This is a genomic window from Streptomyces sp. NPDC057900, from assembly GCF_042887885.1.
Classification (GTDB): domain Bacteria; phylum Actinomycetota; class Actinomycetes; order Streptomycetales; family Streptomycetaceae; genus Streptomyces.
In genome coordinates this window covers 860,431-878,918 of the sequence record NZ_JBHVOI010000001.1, presented here as the reverse complement: position 1 = coordinate 878,918, position 18,488 = coordinate 860,431, and the positions used below count along the sequence as shown (strand labels likewise).

Sequence of the window (18,488 nt, the reverse complement as noted above, 5' to 3'; positions counted from 1 at the left end):
CCCGGCACTGATACAGACGACGGATGCCGCCGATCCGTGCACCGGGACACCGCGTGAGCTGCGTCACCGCCCGCCACCCACCGTTCACCGGACTCGGAGGGTGCGGTCACACCTGCTGACGGTGGGGCGCGAGGGCGTCCGACGTCCTGGTCGCGATGAACTCCGTGATCCGGTACACGCAGACACCGTGCGCGGCGAACGGATCGGTCGCCGCGATCCTCTCGATCTCGGCCCGGTCCTCCCCGACCGCGAGAATCACTCCGCCGTCCCTCGGGTTCTTGCGCCCGGAGGCGATGAACACCCCGGCCGCGTACTGCGTGTCGAGCCAGCCGGCATGGTCCTTCATCAACGCGTCGACCCGGTCCAGCGGGGCGGCGTAGGAAAGCTCAAGTACGAACATGATCTCCAGGCTACGGGAGCGGCGGGGTGGCTACGGGACGTCGGGTACCCCGCCGCCCGGCCGTCATGCGCCGGGCCGATGCCAGGGGCGGTCCCGTAATCTGGCCGCCACCATGACAAGTCTTCGGATGCCCGCCGACGAGGCCGCCGCCCGCGCCCTCCAGGACTCCCTGCGCGCCCGGGTGGTGCTCGACGAACCGGGGCCGCCGCCCGGCACCGGCCGGGTGACCGGTGTCGACGTGGCCTACGACGACGAGCGCGACGTCGTCGTCGCCGCGGCCGTCGTGCTCGACGCGGCCACCCTGGACGTGGTGGCGGAGTCCACCGCGGTCGGCCGGGTCACCTTTCCGTACGTACCCGGACTCCTGGCCTTCCGCGAGATCCCCACGGTGCTGTCCGCGCTGGAGTCCCTGCCGGTCGACCCCGGCCTGGTCGTCTGCGACGGATACGGGCGGGCGCACCCGCGCCGCTTCGGGCTCGCCAGCCATCTGGGGGTGCTCACCGGGCTGCCGGTCATCGGCGTGGCGAAGAACCCGTTCACCTTCTCGTACGAACAGCCCGGCCCGCGTCGCGGCGACCGCTCGCCGCTGCTCGACGGGGACGAGGAGGTGGGCCGGGCGCTGCGCACCCAGGACGGCACCAAACCGGTGTTCGTCTCCGTCGGCCACCGCACCGGCCTCGACAACGCCTGCGCGCACACCCTGCTGCTCGCCCGGGACTTCCGCCAGCCCGAGACCACCCGCAGGGCGGACGCGCTCTGCCGGCGGGCGCTGCGCGAGGCGACGGGCTGAGAGGGTGCGGGCGGGGGCGAGGGCGTCTGAGTATCCGTACGGATAGCGTTCGACGATCATGGTCGGCACTCTGGACACATGAACGTACCTCGCACACCCACCCGAACCGCACCCCTTCAACCCATCCGGCGCCGAGCCGAGGCGGGCATGCTGATCGGGGGTGCGGTGGCGTTCGTCTGGGCCGGGGCGATGCTCTACACACTGGCCTCCTGGATCTTCTAGTGCCGCCCCTCCCGGCCGCCGCGGCGCGTCAGCGGACCGCCGCCACCCGGAAGCGCAGACCGGACGCCCGAAGACGATCCCCCAGTGCGTCGCCCATCGCGACGGCCGTCGTGACCTGCCCCGACACCGTCGGCAGCTCGTCCAGCGCCAGACACAGCGAGGCCTCCGCGAGCATCCGGGCCGTCTCCCCGTAGCCCGGATCGCCGCCCGACACCTCGGTGAACACCCGGCGGCCGCCGCCCTCGCCGACGAACCGGACCGTGAACCAGCTGCGGTGCCTGCGCTCCGCGTCCGGGCCCGCGCCCGGCTCGTAACGGCTCATCAGCCACGCCCGCGCGGCCGGGATCTGCGCCGCGCCCAGCAGGGCACCCATCGCCGCCGTGCCGCCCAGCGCCACCGGGAGGTGCTTGACCGAGGCGTAGTGGCGGTAGCGGAAGTCGGGGCCGTAGCGGGGCAGCGCGCGGGCGGAGCGCTTCACGAGCTGCCCGTCGATCGTCGGCAGCGGCAGCGCCCAGGTGCCGGTCTCCGTGCTGAAGCGCGGTCCGCCGAGCGGTGCGGCGGCGCGGCGGCCGACCAGGCGCGGCTCGTGCAGCCGGCGCTCCCGCGCGGCGGCCGCCATCTGCGGGCCGCGGCTCATCGTGTTGAGCGCGGAGGCGAACGTACCGCCGGAGAAGGCCGCGTTGCTGCGGACGAAACCGTCGATGCGCAGGGGCACGCCCTCGGGCAGCTGCTGGACCGTGAAGTACACGCCGAGGTCGTGCGGTACGGAGTCGAAGCCGCACGCGTGCACGATCCGGGCGCCGGTCTCGCGCGCCCGTGCGTCGTGCTCCAGGTAGACCCGGTCGATGAATTCCGGCTCGCCCGAGAGGTCCGTGTAGTCCGTCCCCGCCTCCGCGCAGGCCGCGACCAGCTTCTCGCCGTACCAGATGTACGGGCCCACCGTCGTGGCCACCACGTGGGTGGACTCGGCCAGTTCGCGCAGCGATCCGGCGTCGTCCGCGTCGGCGTGCAGCAGTGGGATGTCCGCACAGGCGGGATCGAGGGAGGTGAGGTGATTGCGCAACTGCTCCAGTTTGGCGCGATTACGACCGGCCAGCGCCCACCGGCAGCCCTCCGGGGCGTGTGCGGCCAGGTACTCGGCGGTGAGGACTCCCACGAATCCCGTGGCGCCGAAGAGGACTACGTCATAGGGGCGTTGTGCCCCGCTCTGCCTGTTCACGAGTGCCTCCGCACGGGCCGGCGCCGATGTAGCAGCCAGAGGTTAGCCGAGGCGGACGTGGCGGTGTGCGGCCGGGAGGGTTTCGTGGGGCAAGATCGGCCGAAAAGAACTAAGCGCTTGCTCGGCCGAAAGGGTTGTGCGGAGCGCGGTCCGTTCTTAGCATCATCGGTGTTACATCAGTTGTGTCATACCGCTGGGGGCTTGATGGCAACAGCAGGGAACGGTGCGCACGGCCCCCGGGGCCCGCTCGCCGGAGTACGGGTGGTCGAGCTGGCGGGCATCGGGCCCGGTCCGTTCGCCGCGATGCTCCTGGCCGATCTGGGCGCCGACGTGGTGCGGGTCGACCGGCCCGGCGGCGCCAGGCTCGGCATCGATCCGGCCCACGACCTCACCAACCGCAACAAGCGCTCCGTCCTCGTCGACCTCAAGGCCGAGGGCGGCCCGGACACGGTCCTGGAACTGGCCGGACGCGCCGACATCCTGATCGAGGGCTACCGGCCGGGCGTCGCCGAGCGGCTGGGAGTCGGCCCCGACGCCTGCCTGGCGCGCAACCCACGCCTCGTCTACGGGCGGATGACCGGCTGGGGCCAGGACGGGCCACTGGCCGAGCGCGCCGGGCACGACATCGCCTACATCGCGCTGACCGGCACCCTCTCCATGATCGGGAAGCCGGACGAGCCGCCCACCGTCCCGGCCAATCTGCTCGGGGACTACGCGGGCGGCTCGCTCTACCTCGTCGTCGGCGTCCTCGCCGCCCTCCAGCACGCCCGCACCCCCGGCGGTTCCGGCCAGGTCGTGGACGCGGCGATCGTCGACGGCACCGCCCACCTCGCCATGATGGTCCACGGGATGCTCGCGGCCGGCGGCTGGCAGGACCGGCGCGGCTCCAACCTGCTGGACGGCGGCTGCCCGTTCTACGGCTCGTACGAGACCGCCGACGGCGAGTACATGGCGGTCGGCCCGCTGGAGCAGCGGTTCTACGCGGAGTTCACCGAGCTCCTCGGCATCGGGGAGACGGCGCCCGACCGCGGCGACCTCTCCCGCTGGGACGAACTGCGCGAGGTCGTCGCCGCCCGCTTCCGTACCCGCACCCGCGCCGAGTGGACCGAGGTCTTCGACGGCTCCGACGCCTGCGTGGCGCCCGTCCTCTCGCTCCGCGAGGCACCCCGTCACCCGCACCTCGCCGCCCGCGCCACCTTCGTCGAGCACGGCGGACTCACCCAGCCCGCGCCCGCGCCCCGGTTCTCGGCCACGCCCGCCTCCGTGCACAGCGGCCCGGCCCGGCCGGGCGCCGACACGGAGGCCGTCGCCGCCGACTGGGACGTACCGGCCCTGCGGACCACCCGGAAGGACACCACCGACTGATGCAGCGGCAGATCTTCACCGAAGAGCACGACGCGTTCCGCGAGGCCGTCCGCACCTTCCTGGCCAAGGAGGTCCTCCCGCACTACGAGCAGTGGGAGAAGGACGGCATCGTCTCGCGCGAGGCCTGGCGCGCGGCCGGCCGGCAGGGGCTCCTCGGCCTCGCGGTGCCCGAGGAGTACGGCGGCGGCGGCAACACCGACTTCCGCTTCAGCGCCGTGCTCGCGGAGGAATTCACCCGCGCCGGCGCCCCCGGGCTCGCGCTCGGCCTGCACAACGACATCATCGGCCCCTACCTCACCGGCCTCGGCACGGACGAGCAGAAGCGGCGCTGGCTGCCCGGCTTCTGCACCGGCGAGACCATCACCGCCATCGCCATGACCGAACCCGGCGCGGGATCCGACCTCCAGGCCATCCGCACCACGGCAGAGGACAGGGGCGACCACTGGCTGCTCAACGGCTCCAAGACCTTCATCTCCAACGGCATCCTGGCCGACCTGGTCGTCGTCGTGGCGAAGACCACCCCGGAGGGCGGCGCGAAGGGGCTCTCGCTCATCGTCGTCGAGCGCGGTGCGGAGGGCTTCGAGCGCGGCCGCAACCTCGACAAGATCGGCCAGAAGTCCCAGGACACCGCCGAGCTCTTCTTCAACGACGTCCGGGTGCCCAAGGAGAACCTCCTCGGTGAGCTGGACGGCGCCTTCATCCACCTGATGACCAACCTGGCCCAGGAGCGCATGGGCATAGCCGTCGCCGGGATCGCCGCCGCCGAGCACCTGCTGGAGATCACCACCGAGTACGTCAAGGAGCGCGAGGCCTTCGGACGGCCGCTCTCCAAGCTCCAGCACATCCGGTTCGAGATCGCGGAGATGGCCACCGAGTGCGCCGTCACCCGCGCCTTCCTCGACCGGTGCATCGTCGACCACTCGCAGGGCACGCTCGACGCCGTGCACGCCTCGATGGCCAAGTGGTGGGCCACCGAACTGCAGAAGCGGGTGGCCGACCGCTGCCTCCAGCTGCACGGCGGCTACGGATACATGACGGAGTACCGGGTGGCCAAGGCGTTCACCGACGGCCGCATCCAGACCATCTACGGCGGCACGACCGAGATCATGAAGGAGATCATCGGCCGCTCGCTGCTCGCCTGACCCCTGCTCGCCCGACCCCGCACCGGGCAGAAAACCGCCCCAGAAAGGCAGCTGTCTTGAGTACCGAAGCATTCGTCTACGACGCGATCCGCACCCCGCGCGGCCGAGGCAAGGCCAACGGCGCCCTGCACGGCACCAAGCCGATCGACCTCGTCGTCGGCCTGATCCACGAGCTCCGGAGCCGCTTCCCCGGCCTGGACCCGGCGGCCGTCGACGACATCGTCCTCGGCGTGGTCAGCCCGCTGGGGGACCAGGGCTCCGACATCGCCCGGATCGCCGCCATCGCGGCCGGGCTCCCCGACACCGTCGCGGGCGTCCAGGAGAACCGCTTCTGTGCCTCGGGGCTCGAAGCCGTCAACCTGGCCGCCGCCAAGGTCCGTTCCGGCTGGGAGGACCTCGTCCTCGCGGGCGGCGTCGAGTCGATGTCCCGGGTGCCGATGGGCTCGGACGGCGGCGCGTGGGCGATGGACCCGATGACCAACTACGAGACCGGCTTCGCGCCGCAGGGCGTCGGCGCCGACCTCATCGCGACCATCGAGGGCTTCTCGCGCCGCGACGTCGACGAGTTCGCCGCGCTGTCCCAGGAGCGGGCCGCGGAGGCGTGGAAGGACAACCGCTTCGCCCGCTCCGTCGTCCCCGTCAAGGACCGCAACGGCCTCGTCGTCCTCGACCACGACGAGCACATGCGGCCCGGCACCACCGCCGACTCCCTCGCCGCGCTCAAGCCGTCATTCGCGGGCATCGGTGAGATGGGCGGCTTCGACGCGGTGGCGCTCCAGAAGTACCACTGGGTGGAGAAGATCGACCACGTCCACCACGCGGGCAACTCCTCCGGCATCGTCGACGGCGCGGCCCTGGTCGCGATCGGCTCGAAGGAGATCGGGGAGCGGTACGGTCTCACGCCGCGCGCCCGGATCGTCTCCGCGGCCGTCTCCGGCTCCGAGCCCACCATCATGCTCACCGGACCGGCGCCCGCCACCCGCAAGGCCCTCGCCAAGGCCGGGCTCACCATCGACGACATCGACCTCGTCGAGATCAACGAGGCCTTCGCGGGCGTCGTCCTGCGCTTCGCCAGGGACATGGGGCTCTCCCTCGACAAGATCAACGTCAACGGCGGCGCCATCGCGCTCGGCCACCCGCTCGGCGCCACCGGCGCGATGATCCTCGGCACCCTCATCGACGAACTGGAGCGGCGCGACAAGCGCTACGGACTCGCCACCCTGTGCGTCGGCGGCGGCATGGGCGTGGCCACCGTCATCGAGCGTCTCTGACCGTTCCCCCTCCTACGGAGAAGACAGACACATGACCGAGAGCACGACCATCCGCTGGGAACAGGACGAGACCGGCGTCGTCACCCTGGTACTCGACGACCCCAACCAGTCCGCCAACACGATGAACCAGGCCTTCAAGGACTCCATCGCGGCCATCGCCGAGCGCGCGGAGGCCGAGAAGGACACCATCCGGGGCATCATCTACACCTCCGCGAAGAAGACCTTCTTCGCCGGCGGCGACCTCAAGGACATGATCAGGATCGGTCCGGAGAACGCGCAGCTCGCGTTCGACACCGGCACCGCCATCAAGGGCTCGCTCCGCCGCATCGAGACCCTCGGCAAGCCCGTCGTCGCCGCCATCAACGGGGCTGCCCTCGGTGGCGGTTACGAGATCGCCCTCGCCTCCCACCACCGCGTCGCCCTCGACGCGCCCGGCTCCCGGATCGGCCTGCCCGAGGTCACCCTCGGCCTGCTGCCCGCGGGCGGCGGCGTCACCCGCACCGTACGCCTCATGGGCATCGCCGACGCGCTGCTCAAGGTGCTCCTCCAGGGCACCCAGTACACCCCGCGACGCGCCCTGGAGAACGGCCTGGTCCACGAGGTCGCCGCCACCCCCGAGGAGATGCTGGACAAGGCCCGCGCCTTCATCGACGCCAACCCCGAGTCCCAGCAGCCCTGGGACGTCAAGGGGTACCGCATCCCCGGCGGCACCCCGTCGAACCCCAAGTTCGCCGCCAACCTGCCCGCCTTCCCGTCCAACCTCAAGAAGCAGCTGAACGGCGCCCCGATGCCCGCGCCGCGCAACATCCTCGCCGCGGCCGTCGAGGGCTCCCAGGTCGACTTCGAGACCGCCCTGACCATCGAGGCCCGGTACTTCACCGAGCTGGTCACCGGCCAGGTCTCCAAGAACATGATCCAGGCGTTCTTCTTCGACCTCCAGGCCGTCAACTCCGGCGCCAGCCGCCCCAAGGACATCGAGGAGCGCCAGGTCCGCAAGGTGGCCGTGCTCGGCGCCGGGATGATGGGCGCGGGCATCGCCTACTCCTGCGCCAAGGCCGGCATCGACGTCGTCCTCAAGGACGTCTCCACGGAGGCCGCCGCCAAGGGCAAGGCGTACAGCGAGAAGCTGCTCGACAAGGCGCTGTCCCGGGGCCGTACGACCGAGGCCAAGCGCGACGAGCTGCTGGCCCGGATCACCCCGACCGGCGACCCGGCAGACCTCGCGGGCTGCGACGCCGTCATCGAGGCGGTCTTCGAGAACACCGAGCTCAAGCACCAGGTGTTCCAGGAGATCCAGGACATCATCGAGCCCGACGCGCTGCTCTGCTCCAACACCTCCACGCTGCCCATCACGGCCCTGGCCGAAGGGGTCACGCGCCCCGCCGACTTCATCGGGCTGCACTTCTTCTCGCCCGTCGACAAGATGCCGCTCGTCGAGATCATCAAGGGCGAGAAGACCGGCGACGAGGCCCTGGCCCGCGCCTTCGACCTGGTCCGCCGGATCAAGAAGACCCCGATCGTCGTCAACGACTCGCGCGGCTTCTTCACCTCCCGCGTCATCGGCCAGTTCATCAACGAGGGCGTCGCGATGGTCGGCGAGGGCGTCGAGCCCGCCTCCGTCGAGCAGGCCGCCGCCCAGGCGGGCTACCCGGCCAAGGTGCTCTCCCTGATGGACGAGCTGACCCTCACCCTGCCCCGCAAGATCCGCGACGAGACCCGCAGGGCCGTCGAGGAGGCGGGCGGCAGCTGGGCAGGCCACCCCTCGGACTCGGTCATCGACCGCATGGTCGACGAGTTCGGGCGCCCCGGACGCAGCGGCGGCGCGGGCTTCTACGAGTACGACGAGAACGGCAGGCGCACCCGCCTCTGGCCCGGACTGCGCGAGCACTTCACGCGACCCGGCACGGACATCTCGTTCACCGACATGCAGGAGCGGATGCTCTTCTCCGAGGCCCTGGACAGCGTCCGCTGCCTGGAGGAGGACGTCCTGATCACCGTCGCCGACGCCAACATCGGCTCCATCATGGGCATCGGCTTCCCGCCGTGGACGGGCGGCGTGCTCCAGTACATCAACGGGTACGAGGGCGGCCTGCCCGGCTTCGTGGCCCGCGCCCGGGAGCTCGCCGGACGGTACGGGGACCGGTTCCTGCCGCCCGCGCTGCTCGTGTCCAAGGCGGAGAAGGGCGAGACCTTCCACGACTGAGGCCGCCCGTGCGCCGCGTTCACCGTCACTCGGCGGTGAACGCGGCCCGCAGCTCCTCCTTCAGCGACCGCTGGAAGGCGGTCACCAGCGCCTGGAGCACCATCGGCTGCATGTGCGCCGACAGCGACTTCATCGCCTTGAGGTGCTCCGGGTCCGACTCCCGCTCCCGGTACGGACTCCACACCTCGTCCCGGAAGAGCCGGGTCAGCTCCTGGGCGGCCGAGCGGGTGTGCTCCAGCAGGACCGTACGGGCGGCCAGGATCGTCTCGTGCGCGATCGGCACGTCGAGCAGCTCCACCCCGAGCCGCAGCAGCCCCGGATCCACCCGGTAGGGGGCCGCGCCCGGATCGGCCCGCTCCAGCACCCCCATCGCGGCCAGCCGGTCGAGGTCCTGCCCGGTCAGCGCCCGCCCCGCGCGGCGCTCCAGCTCCGCCCGGCTCACGTCCTCCGCCGAGTCCGGCGCCCAGGAGGCCACCAGCGCCCGGTGGATCGCCAGGTCCTGGGCGCTCAGATCGGGCGGCAGCTGCTCCAGGTAGCGTTCGATCGCGGCGAGCGTCATGCCCTGGTGCTGGAGCTCCTCGATCAGCGCGAGGCGGGAGAGGTGGTCGTGCCCGTAGTGCCCCACCCGGCGCGGACCGATCACCGGCGGCGGCAGCAGCCCCCGGGTGCTGTAGAAGCGCACCGTGCGCACCGTCACCCCGGCGCGAGCGGCCAGCTCGTCGACCGTGAGCGTCGGCTCCTCTGTCCCGGTCGCCATCTCTGCTCCTCGTGTCCGACCCCGCGGATGAACTGCCGGGCGTGTGCGTCGATCAGTTCAACAGTATTGCTGTCTCACCACTGTTGTGAAAGTGCCCGGCGGCGGAGCACCAGCTGATTTCGCCGGCGGCGGCGCAGCCCGCGCACCAGGCTGTCGCCGTGACCCTCCATGAGGACGAGACCGACGCGGATGAGTCCGCCGTCCGGGCGCTGCTGCGGGAGCAGCTCCCCGAATGGGCCGCCGGAACCCCGAGTTCCGCCTTCCCGCTCGTCCGGTCGGTCCACCGCTGGACCGAGGGCGAGGAGCCCGGCCCCGCCGGAACGGGCGCTCCGGCCGCCCATTGTCAGTGCGCGCTCGTACGCTGGTGCGATGACCGAGATCGTTTATGTAAACGGGGACGCCACCGCTCCGCAGGGCAAGGGCGTCAAGCTGATCGCCCATGTCTGCAACGACCTGGGCGGCTGGGGCAAGGGCTTCGTGCTCGCCGTGTCGCGCCGCTGGCCCGAACCGGAGGCCCGGTACCGCAGTTGGCACCGCGAACGGGCCGGCAACGACTTCGGGCTCGGCGCCGTCCAGTTCGTCCAGGTGAGCCCGTACATCTGGGTGGCGAACATGGTGGGCCAGCGGGGGATGCGCACCGGGAGTCAGGGGGTGCCGGTCCGCTACGAGGCGATCGACACGGCGCTGGGCACGGTGGCCGACAAGGCCCTTGAGCTGGGGGCCTCGGTCCATATGCCGCGGATCGGCTGCGGGCTGGCGGGCGGGAAGTGGTCGCGCGTCGAACCCCTGCTGGAACAACGGCTGTCGAGCCGGGGGGTCGAGGTGACGGTGTACGACTTCGACTGACGCGCGAGTAACGGAGTGACAGCACGGAGCTCACTGTTGCGGCGCCACTAGGGTGGACCGGAACCGGCACAGAGCGGGGAGGTCCCATGGCCGCACGGAGCACGGACGAGGCACTGCTGGCCCGTGCGCTGGACGGGCCGCCGCCCTCCGACGCCCTGAGTGAGCAGATCCTCGACGCCGCGCGTGAGCAGTTCATGACCTTCGGGCTGCGCCGCTCCACCGTCGACGACGTCGCCAAACGGGCCGGGGTCTCGCGCGTGACCGTCTACCGGCGGATCGGCAACAAGGACAGCCTCGTCTCCGCCTGCCTGCTGCGCGAGTACCGCCGCTTCCTGGTGGAGGTGGACGACGCGGTGGCCGCCCTGCCCACGACGGAGGACCGGCTGGTCGAAGGCTTCACCGCGGTGCTGCGGCACATCCGCGAGCATCCGCTCATCGGCGGTCTGCTGAGGCTGGAACCCGAGACCATGCTGCCCTTCCTGACCCTGGAGAGCGGACCGGCCCTCCTCGCCATCCGCGAGTACCTGGCGGACCGGCTGCGTGACGCCCGGCGCGCGGAGGGCCGCCCGGCCAGTGATCCGACACCGGTCGCCGAACTGATGGTGCGCATCACCGTCTCCTTCCTCCTCAACCCCGTCAGCTGCTTCGAGCTGGACGAGGACACCCAGGTGCGGGAGTTCGCCCGGCGCTATCTGGTGCCGCTGCTCGCGACCCGTTCCCCGGACGGCCCGAGCGGCCGCTGAGGCGCCGGGGGCGGCTCAGGCGGCGGCCGTCTCGTCGGGGAGCGGTTCCAGGGGGCGGCCGGCCGCCCAGTGCGGCCCGAGGTCGTCCAGCCGCCAGCCGAACGGATAGGAGCGCGGCTGCGGACGTGAGGGCAGCCGGCGGGGGCGCGCCGGGAGGAGGCGGACGCAGTGCGAGCGGGCGCGCAGCGATCCGGCGGCCGCGGAGCGGACCCAGCGGGGCTGCGCGCGGAACCCCAGGGCGCGCAGCAGCGGTTCGTCCAGCAGGGCGAGCGAGAAGCGCGCGATCAGCGGACGCAGCGGGCGCGGGTACCAGTCGGCCATGGTCCGGAACGTGGCGTTGGCGACCCGCCGGTTCGCCGGGTCGTACGCGAACATCCGCTCCTCGTAGGAGTCCAGCAGCCGCTCGAACCCCTCGTAGGTGTCCGGTGCGCCCTCGATGCCCATCATCGCGGCCATCTTCCGGCCCACCTCGGTCAGCGCCTGTGTCTCCACCCGGCACAGGGGCCGCCAGCCGAACCGGTCGATCCAGCGCTTCGGCCCGACGACGGTGGTCGCCAGGACGTACAGGAAGTCCTCGTTGGGTATCCGGTACTTCCCGTGGATCCGGTTGAGGTGCCGGGCCGCCGCCCGCCCGCGCTCCGAGTCGAAGCCGTCGGCGGCCATCTCGTACCCGATCAGCACCGTGTCGTCGTACCGCTTCTGCCCGGCCCGTTCGAACTCCTGGGTCCGGTCCAGGAGCACGGAGATCCGGGGGACCCCGTAGTCGCGGAGGAAGGCGATGCTCACCCCCTGCCGGTAGTCCCAGGGGAACTCGTACTGAGAGATCAGCCGAAGGATCTCGGCGTAGTCGTGCGCCGGATCCATCCGGCGTATCTCGCGCAGGCGGCTGTATCGGCCCATGGTGCGCCCTCCTGTCCGTGTCCGTGTCCCGGTTCCATGTGGGACCGATCCGGTGTGTGGTGTCCGGATTTCATGCTCCAACTCGCTTGATAAGCAAGCGATGTGATGGGTCGTCGGTCCTGAGAGTCAAAGTTACAAATACTATTGACTTGTTTCACGAGTCCCGTCAACAGTGCCGACGGGCGGGTGTGGGACGGGGTGCGGCGGGGGTCGGTGCGCGTGGTGTCCGAAGCGCTCGCATACTGGATGAGGCGGGGGCCGATCGCCGGGTCAGGCCCCCACGCCGACCGCCGGGAGTACCGAATGAGCAGCGAGCAGGACCCCGTACCGCCCCCGCCCGGGGGTGTGCTGTGGAGCCTGTCCGGCGATATCCGGGCTCTGCTGATGCTGCCGGCCGCCCTCACCCTCCAGGTCGCCCATCCAGCGGTCGGCGCGGGGGTCGACGAGCACTCCGTCTTCCGTACGGACCCGTGGGGGCGCGGTGAACGGTCCCTGCGCTCGCTCCAGCTCTGGGTGTACGGGGGAGCGGAGGCGGTGGAGGAGGGGCGCAGGCTCCGCCGGCTGCACCGCACCATTCGGGGCACCTACACCCGGGGCCGCCCCTACCACGCCCTGTCACCGGCGAACTACGCATGGGTGCACGCCACCGGATTCCCCGTGTACCAGCACGCGGCGCGCTACCTGATCCGCCCGCTCGGCGCGGAACAGGAGCGGGCGCTGTACCGGGAGTGGCTCCAGGTGGGCCGGGTGCTCGGGATCCGCGACCGGGACATGCCGCGGACCGTCGAGGAGTTCTGGCCGTACTACTGGGGCATGCTGGCCGATGAGATCGAGCGGACCGTCGTCGTCGACGAACTCGTCGACCCCGGAACCCCGGTGCCCCCGCCGGACCGGGGGCCGCTGCTCCTGCGGCTGCCGCTGAGGGCGCTGTGGCCGCTGCTCCGTCCGCCGCTGGCCCGGTTCCGGAGCTTCCTCACCGTCGGGCTGATGCCCCCGGACGCGCGCGAGGCGATCGGCCTGGAGTGGACGGACGCGCAGGAGCGGGCGCTGCGGCGGTTCTGCGCCGTGGTGCGGCTGCTGGTGCCGGTGCTGCCGGAGCGGCTGCGCTACCTGCCGAGGGCGCGCCGGGCACGGGCGGCCCACCGGGAGGCCGGGATCAGGCGGAAGCGCGCCGGATCAGCTCCGTCGGCATGATGACCGGACCGGCTTCCCCGGCGCCGTCGTTGAGCCGGTCCATCAACAGCCTGACCATCAACCTGCCCATGCTCACCACGTCCTGACGGACCGTCGTCAGCGGGGGATCGGTCTTCTCCGCGACCGACTCCATGTCGTCGAAGCCGACCAGCGCCACGTCCTGCGGTACCCGGCGGCCGTGCTCGCGCAGTACTTGCAGAGCGCCGGAGGCCATCAGGTCGTTGGCGGCGAAGACACCGTCCAGGTCCGGCCGCCTCGCCAGCAGCCCGGCCATGGCGCGGGCGCCGCCCTCCGCGGTGAAGTCGCCGTCCGCCACCAGCGCGGGATCCCCGTCCGGCAGTACGTCGAAGTAGCCGTCGAGGCGGTCCAGGGCCGAGGTCTGGTCGCGCGGGCCTGCGATGTGCGCGATGTGCCGGCGGCCGAGCGAGGCCAGATGGCGTACCGCCTCGCGGGCGCCTCCCCGGTTGTCGCAGTCGACGTAGGGGACCGCGGGGCCTGAGACGCCCGGCCGTCCGGGGCGCCCGCCGTAGACGGTCGGTACCCGGAACCGGCGTATGACCGAGGACAGTTCGTCGTCCGTGTGCAGCGAGAAGGCCAGCACACCGTCCACGTGGCCACCGGCCAGATAGCGGGTGACCCGGTCGAAGTCCCCGCTCCCCTCCACCAGGAGCAGCACCAACTGGGTGTCATAGGTGATGAGTTCGCGGCTTATGCCACGGATGTGCTGGGAGAAGAAGGGGTCGGAGAAGATCCGGATCTCGGGTTCGTCGATGATGACGGCGACCGCCCCGTTGCGCCGGGTCACCAGGGTCCGGGCGGCGTGGTTCGGCACATAGCCGAGCTCGTCGACCGCCTTGCGGACCTGGTCCACCAGCGGCTGCCGCACCCCCGCACCGCCGTTGACCACCCGGGAGGCCGTCGCCCGGGACACCCCGGCGCGGGCCGCCACGGCTTCCAGTGTGGGGCGTGCGTGAGAGGCATCGGGGGTGGAACGGGGCAAGGGACGCTCCTCGGAGGCGCGGGAGGGGGCGGGATCCGGCCGGGTCCCGGCCGGACAGCACGGACCCCGCCAGCCTACGACCTGGCGCGGGCGGCGACCGGGGTATCCCCTCGCGCGGACGCCGGGCCGGGGGCCGGGGGCCGGGTCGGCTCCGAGCCCTGTCGCGCGGGCGGCTCCGGGCCTTGTCGCGCGGGTGGCTCCGGGCTCTGTCGCGCGGGCGCCCGGCACGGTACCTTCCGGCCATGCCGAGACGTGCACGGGGTGGCCACGCGTCGGACGGCGGCGGCCCGCTGGCCGGCCGTCGCCGGACGCGCGGCCTCGTGCACGCGGCCGTCGCCACCGCGCTGGCAGGCGCGCTGCTCACGGGCTCCGCCGAGGCCGCGCGCACCCCGCCGCGTACCGGATTCGAGGCCGCCGACGGGACGCGCTGGACCTCCCCGGCCGAAGAACGCGCGCTGCTCGCGGCCCTCGGCGGGCGCGGCGACCGGGTCGCCGTGGAGCGGATCGGTACGACTGAGCGGGGCCGCCCGTTGCGGCTCGTCCGGATCGGAACCCGGCGTCCGGGCGCGCTCACCGTGCTCCTCGTGTGCAGCCAGCACGGCGACGAACCGGCTGCCCGTGAGGCCTGCCTGACGACGGTCCGCGATCTCGGATACGCCAGGGACCCGGCCACCCGTGACTTCCTCGCCCGCACCGAGATCCTCGTCGTTCCCACCGCCAACCCGGACGGCAGTGCCGCAGGCACCCGGGGCAACTCGGACGACGTGGACATCAACCGCGACCACCTCGCCCTGCACACCGCGGAGGGCCGCGCCATCGCGGCGGTGCTCCGGGACCACACGCCCGACGTGGTCTACGACCTGCACGAGTACGGCGCCGCCACGCCGTACTACGACAAGGACCTGACCGTCCTGTGGCCCCGCAACCCCAACGTCGACGACCGGGTGCGAGAGGAGTCGAAGCTCCTGGCCGCACGCTATGTGCGCCCGGCCGTCCGGTCCGCCGGACACGACAGCGGGCTCTACGGCATCTGGACGGACCCGGTCACCGGGCGGGCGGTCAAGCAGACGGCGGGCGACGGGCAGGAGCGCATCCTGCGCAACGCGGCGGGTGTCAAACACGCGGTGGCCCTGCTCGTCGAATCCCGGGTGGACCCGCTCACGGACGCCGAGCGGGCCGACCCCGCGGTCAGCACCCGGCGCCGGGTGCACTCCCAACTCGCCGCGCTCGACGGTCTGTTCTCCTACGTCGAGGAACGGCGCGGTGAGATCGCCGCCGCCACCGCCGGTTCCCGGGCGGCCGGAACGTCCGACCGGGAACCGGTCCTGCTGGGCGGGGCCGACAACGAGGACCCGGAGCCCGGCGACGTCCTCGCGCGGCCGCCCTGCGGTTACCGGCTCACGGAGCGCGGATTCGCCGAGGTCGGGGACGAACTCGCCCTGCACGGCGTCACCTCCCGGCCCGACGGTGACGGTGTGTACGTACCGCTGGACCAGCCGGCCCGGAAGCTGATCCCGCTCCTGCTGGACGCACGTGCGTCATACCACCTCATAAACGGTCAAGCCGATACCGCTTGTTGATCCCGGAAGATGTGCGCCGCGTGTGGTACTGCCTACGGAGAGCGAAACTTCAGCTTCCGTGAAAGGTGCCTTTCGTGTCCCAGGACGATCAGAGAACGGGCGGCAGGGGGGATCTGTCGGTGACGGCGGATCTGCCCGGCGACCCGACCCAGGGCCGGCGCCCCACGACCGACCGAGTGGTGTTCGGCGTCACCGCCGTCCTCACCCTCGCCTTCGTGGTCTGGGGGGCCACCGCCACCGACTCGCTGGAGGACGTCTCCAGCACACTGCTCAACGGGCTCATGCACAACGGCGGTTGGGCCTTCATGCTGGCCGCCTCCGGATTCGTGGTCTTCGCGCTCTGGCTCGCCATCAGCCGCTACGGAAAGATCACCCTCGGCCAGGAGGGCGAGGAGCCGGAATTCCGGACCGTGTCCTGGGTCGCCATGATGTTCAGCGCGGGCATGGGCATCGGCCTGATGTTCTACGGAGTGAGCGAGCCCCTGGCGCACTTCGTCCACCACCCGCCCGGCACCCATCCCGCGGACGCCGCCGAGGCGATGCAGACCGCGATGGCCACGACCCTCTTCCACTGGACGCTCCATCCCTGGGCGATCTACGCGGTGGTCGGTCTCGCCATCTCGTACAGCACCTTCCGGCGCCGCAGGCGGCAGACCATCAGCGCCGTCTTCGAGCCGCTCATCGGCGCCCGGCACGCCCACGGCGGCCTCGGCAGACTGATCGACATCCTCGCCATCTTCGCCACTCTCTTCGGCTCGGCCGCCTCGCTCGGCCTGGGCGCACTCCAGATCGGCAGCGGGTTCCACGAGCTGAACTGGAAGGAGAAGACCGGTACCGGGCTGCTCGTCCTGATCATCGCCGTACTGACCGTGGCCTTCGTCGCCTCGGCGATCTCCGGCGTGGAGAAGGGCATCCAGTGGCTGTCCAACATCAATATGGTGCTCGCCCTGATCCTCGCCGTGTTCGTGTTCATCGCGGGCCCCACCATCATCGTGCTCGACCTGCTGCCCACCTCGATCGCCGCCTACATCGGTGATCTGCCCCAGCTCGCCGGACGCACGGAGGCGACCGGCAAGGGCGAGGTCGCCGACTGGCTCAGCAGCTGGACCGTCTTCTACTGGGCCTGGTGGATCTCCTGGACCCCGTTCGTCGGCATGTTCATCGCCAGGATCAGCCGCGGCCGGACCATCCGTCAGTTCATCGGCGGGGTCATCCTGGTCCCCAGCACGGTCAGCCTGATCTGGTTCGCGATCTTCGGCGGCACCGCCATCAAGCTCCAGGAGGCCGGGAAGCTCGACGGCGCCGACACCCAGGAGGCCCAGCTCTTCGGCGTACTCCAGCAGTTCCCCATCCCCACGGTGATGAGCCTGCTCGTGATGATCCTGGTCGGCATCTTCTTCGTGTCGGGCGCCGACGCCGCGTCCATCGTGATGGGCACCCTGTCCCAGAAGGGCATCCTCGAACCGGCCAAGTGGGTCGTCGTCTTCTGGGGCGTCACCACCGGCGCGGTGGCGGCGGTCATGCTGCTGATCGGGAACGGCAAGGGCGACGCGCTGGCCGGACTGCAGAACCTGACCATCCTGGTGGCCGCGCCCTTCACCATCGTCATGATCGGGATGTGTGTGGCCCTGATGCGGGACCTGCGCGAGGACCCGCTCATCGTGCGACGCGAGTTCGGGGTGGAGGCGGTCGAGTCCGCCGTCATCGAGGGGCACGCCAAGTACGACGGCGACTTCGAGATCCGGATCGGTCCCGGCGACAGCCAGATCACCACCGAACGCGACAGCGACAAGCCCGGCGGTTCCAGCCCGGCCGCCGACTGAGCGGGACCGCCCGGCGACTACGAGCGCCGGTCGCGCTTCGCCCCACCGCGCTCAGCGCACCAGTTCAGTCCACCAGCCGGGCCGCCGCTTCCGCGCAGCCCAGCGCCACGGTCACCCCCGCGCCGCCGTGCCCGTAGTTGTGCACCAGGCGCCCGCCACCGGGCAGCGGCTCGGCCTCGATGCGGACCCCCGCGTCCCGGGCCGGCCGCAGCCCCACCCGGTGCCCGATGATCCGCGCACCGGCGATCTCCGGCCGGACCCGGGCGCACCGCGCCACGATCTCCCCGGCCACGCGGGGATCGGGCACGGTGCTCCAGTCGTCCGTGCCGGCGGTGCCGCCGAGCACCAGCCGGCCCGGCTGCGGGAAGAAGTACGTCGTCGCCTCTGACGCCGGGTCCGCCTCGGTGTACCACTCCTCGATCCCCGGGTTCTCCACCATGACCAGCTGACCGCGCACGGGCCGCATACCGGTGTCAGGGACCAGCTCACGGGCGCCGAGCCCGGTGCAGTTGACCACCGTCGCCGCCTCGGCGGCGGCCTCGTCGAAGGAGCTGACCGTACGCCGCTCGACCGAGCCCCCGGCGGCCCTGACCTGTTCCTCCAACCAGTCGAGGTGCACCGGCATGTCGATCAGCGGCAACCGGCAGCGCAGCCCCTCCGCGCTCTCCACCACATCCTTCAGCTTTCCGGCCCACGCCCCCTGCGCCGCGAGCCGCTCGCCCCGGTGCAGGCCCCTGACCAGCCGTACCCCGGTCTCCGAGGGCCGGGCGGCCAGCTCCTCGTACCGGCTCAGCGAAGCCAGCGACCAGTCACCGACCCGGTCCCGCGGCTCGATCCGGTACGGCCACCACAGGGCCCCCGCCACCGCGGAGGTCGTGGCCGCGGCGGGCTGCCGTGACCAGACCCGTACCCGGTGACCGCGTCCGGCCAGCACCACCGCTGTGGTGAGGCCGCTGACCCCACCGCCCACCACGATCACTTCCGACACTGCCGCACCGCCGCTCGTCTCTGCCCGGCCCACCCGGTCGGTCCA

The 18,488-nt window shown here is 71.7% G+C and carries 17 protein-coding genes; 11 read left to right on the top strand and 6 right to left on the bottom strand.

What is annotated here, in order from left to right; all coding sequences use genetic code 11:
* Positions 1-106: 106 nt before the first annotated feature.
* Complete coding sequence (locus ACFVQ0_RS03595) at positions 107-400, bottom strand: YciI family protein (protein ID WP_390084148.1); 294 nt, start codon at positions 398-400, stop codon at positions 107-109.
* Between the two features lie 112 nt (positions 401-512).
* Here ACFVQ0_RS03595 and ACFVQ0_RS03590 point away from each other — a divergent pair, with 112 nt between their 5' ends.
* Entirely contained in the window at positions 513-1,190 is a 678-nt protein-coding gene (locus ACFVQ0_RS03590; RefSeq protein WP_390084146.1) for an endonuclease V, read from the top strand.
* Positions 1,191-1,268: 78 nt separating this feature from the next.
* Complete coding sequence (gene mmpA, locus ACFVQ0_RS03585) at positions 1,269-1,412, top strand: morphogenic membrane protein MmpA (protein WP_311302018.1); 144 nt, start codon at positions 1,269-1,271, stop codon at positions 1,410-1,412.
* Between the two features lie 28 nt (positions 1,413-1,440).
* Here mmpA and ACFVQ0_RS03580 read toward each other — a convergent pair whose 3' ends face one another.
* The gene (locus ACFVQ0_RS03580; protein ID WP_390084144.1) at positions 1,441-2,631 is read right to left on the bottom strand and encodes a saccharopine dehydrogenase family protein; all 1,191 of its coding nucleotides are present in this window, start codon (positions 2,629-2,631) and stop codon (positions 1,441-1,443) included.
* A gap of 204 nt (positions 2,632-2,835) precedes the next feature.
* Here ACFVQ0_RS03580 and ACFVQ0_RS03575 point away from each other — a divergent pair, with 204 nt between their 5' ends.
* The 4 genes from ACFVQ0_RS03575 to ACFVQ0_RS03560 are packed head-to-tail and all read left to right on the top strand — an operon-like array spanning position 2,836 to position 8,612.
* The gene (locus ACFVQ0_RS03575) at positions 2,836-3,996 is read left to right on the top strand and encodes a CaiB/BaiF CoA transferase family protein (protein WP_390084142.1); all 1,161 of its coding nucleotides are present in this window, start codon (positions 2,836-2,838) and stop codon (positions 3,994-3,996) included.
* The gene (locus tag ACFVQ0_RS03570) at positions 3,996-5,138 is read left to right on the top strand and encodes an acyl-CoA dehydrogenase family protein (RefSeq protein WP_390084140.1); all 1,143 of its coding nucleotides are present in this window, start codon (positions 3,996-3,998) and stop codon (positions 5,136-5,138) included. Before ACFVQ0_RS03575 ends, ACFVQ0_RS03570 begins: the two co-directional genes overlap by 1 nt.
* Before the next feature lie 56 nt (positions 5,139-5,194).
* Positions 5,195-6,409, top strand: coding sequence for an acetyl-CoA C-acetyltransferase (locus ACFVQ0_RS03565; protein ID WP_390084138.1), 1,215 nt, complete (start codon positions 5,195-5,197; stop codon positions 6,407-6,409).
* Between the two features lie 31 nt (positions 6,410-6,440).
* Entirely contained in the window at positions 6,441-8,612 is a 2,172-nt protein-coding gene (locus ACFVQ0_RS03560) for a 3-hydroxyacyl-CoA dehydrogenase NAD-binding domain-containing protein (RefSeq protein WP_390084136.1), read from the top strand.
* Between the two features lie 25 nt (positions 8,613-8,637).
* On the opposite strand, the gene ACFVQ0_RS03555 is transcribed toward ACFVQ0_RS03560, so the two are convergent.
* Positions 8,638-9,369 carry a MerR family transcriptional regulator gene (locus ACFVQ0_RS03555; protein WP_390084134.1) on the bottom strand — a complete coding sequence of 244 codons (732 nt, stop codon included), beginning with the start codon at positions 9,367-9,369 and terminating at the stop codon, positions 8,638-8,640.
* Between the two features lie 369 nt (positions 9,370-9,738).
* Here ACFVQ0_RS03555 and ACFVQ0_RS03550 point away from each other — a divergent pair, with 369 nt between their 5' ends.
* Both ACFVQ0_RS03550 and ACFVQ0_RS03545 read left to right on the top strand, forming a co-directional pair.
* Complete coding sequence (locus ACFVQ0_RS03550; protein WP_390084132.1) at positions 9,739-10,215, top strand: macro domain-containing protein; 477 nt, start codon at positions 9,739-9,741, stop codon at positions 10,213-10,215.
* An 86-nt stretch (positions 10,216-10,301) separates the two neighbouring features.
* Positions 10,302-10,958 (top strand): TetR/AcrR family transcriptional regulator, encoded by a 657-nt coding sequence (locus ACFVQ0_RS03545; RefSeq protein WP_390084130.1) that lies wholly within the window; start codon positions 10,302-10,304, stop codon positions 10,956-10,958.
* A 15-nt stretch (positions 10,959-10,973) separates the two neighbouring features.
* Here the strand turns inward: ACFVQ0_RS03545 and ACFVQ0_RS03540 are convergent, their stop codons facing one another.
* The gene (locus ACFVQ0_RS03540) at positions 10,974-11,858 is read right to left on the bottom strand and encodes an oxygenase MpaB family protein (protein WP_390084129.1); all 885 of its coding nucleotides are present in this window, start codon (positions 11,856-11,858) and stop codon (positions 10,974-10,976) included.
* A 303-nt stretch (positions 11,859-12,161) separates the two neighbouring features.
* Between ACFVQ0_RS03540 and ACFVQ0_RS03535 the strand changes: the two genes are divergently transcribed.
* Positions 12,162-13,052, top strand: coding sequence for an oxygenase MpaB family protein (locus tag ACFVQ0_RS03535; protein ID WP_390084127.1), 891 nt, complete (start codon positions 12,162-12,164; stop codon positions 13,050-13,052).
* Here the strand turns inward: ACFVQ0_RS03535 and ACFVQ0_RS03530 are convergent.
* Complete coding sequence (locus ACFVQ0_RS03530) at positions 13,015-14,052, bottom strand: LacI family DNA-binding transcriptional regulator (RefSeq protein WP_390084125.1); 1,038 nt, start codon at positions 14,050-14,052, stop codon at positions 13,015-13,017. The genes ACFVQ0_RS03535 and ACFVQ0_RS03530 overlap by 38 nt on opposite strands.
* 242 nt (positions 14,053-14,294) lie before the next feature.
* Between ACFVQ0_RS03530 and ACFVQ0_RS03525 the strand changes: the two genes are divergently transcribed.
* Positions 14,295-15,632 (top strand): M14 family metallocarboxypeptidase, encoded by a 1,338-nt coding sequence (locus tag ACFVQ0_RS03525; protein WP_390084124.1) that lies wholly within the window; start codon positions 14,295-14,297, stop codon positions 15,630-15,632.
* Between the two features lie 74 nt (positions 15,633-15,706).
* Positions 15,707-17,455 (top strand): BCCT family transporter, encoded by a 1,749-nt coding sequence (locus ACFVQ0_RS03520; RefSeq protein ID WP_390084123.1) that lies wholly within the window; start codon positions 15,707-15,709, stop codon positions 17,453-17,455.
* A gap of 64 nt (positions 17,456-17,519) precedes the next feature.
* Here the strand turns inward: ACFVQ0_RS03520 and ACFVQ0_RS03515 are convergent, their stop codons facing one another.
* Positions 17,520-18,443: an FAD-dependent oxidoreductase gene (locus tag ACFVQ0_RS03515; RefSeq protein ID WP_390084121.1), complete on the bottom strand. Its 924-nt coding sequence runs from the start codon at positions 18,441-18,443 to the stop codon at positions 17,520-17,522.
* Positions 18,444-18,488: the final 45 nt, after the last annotated feature.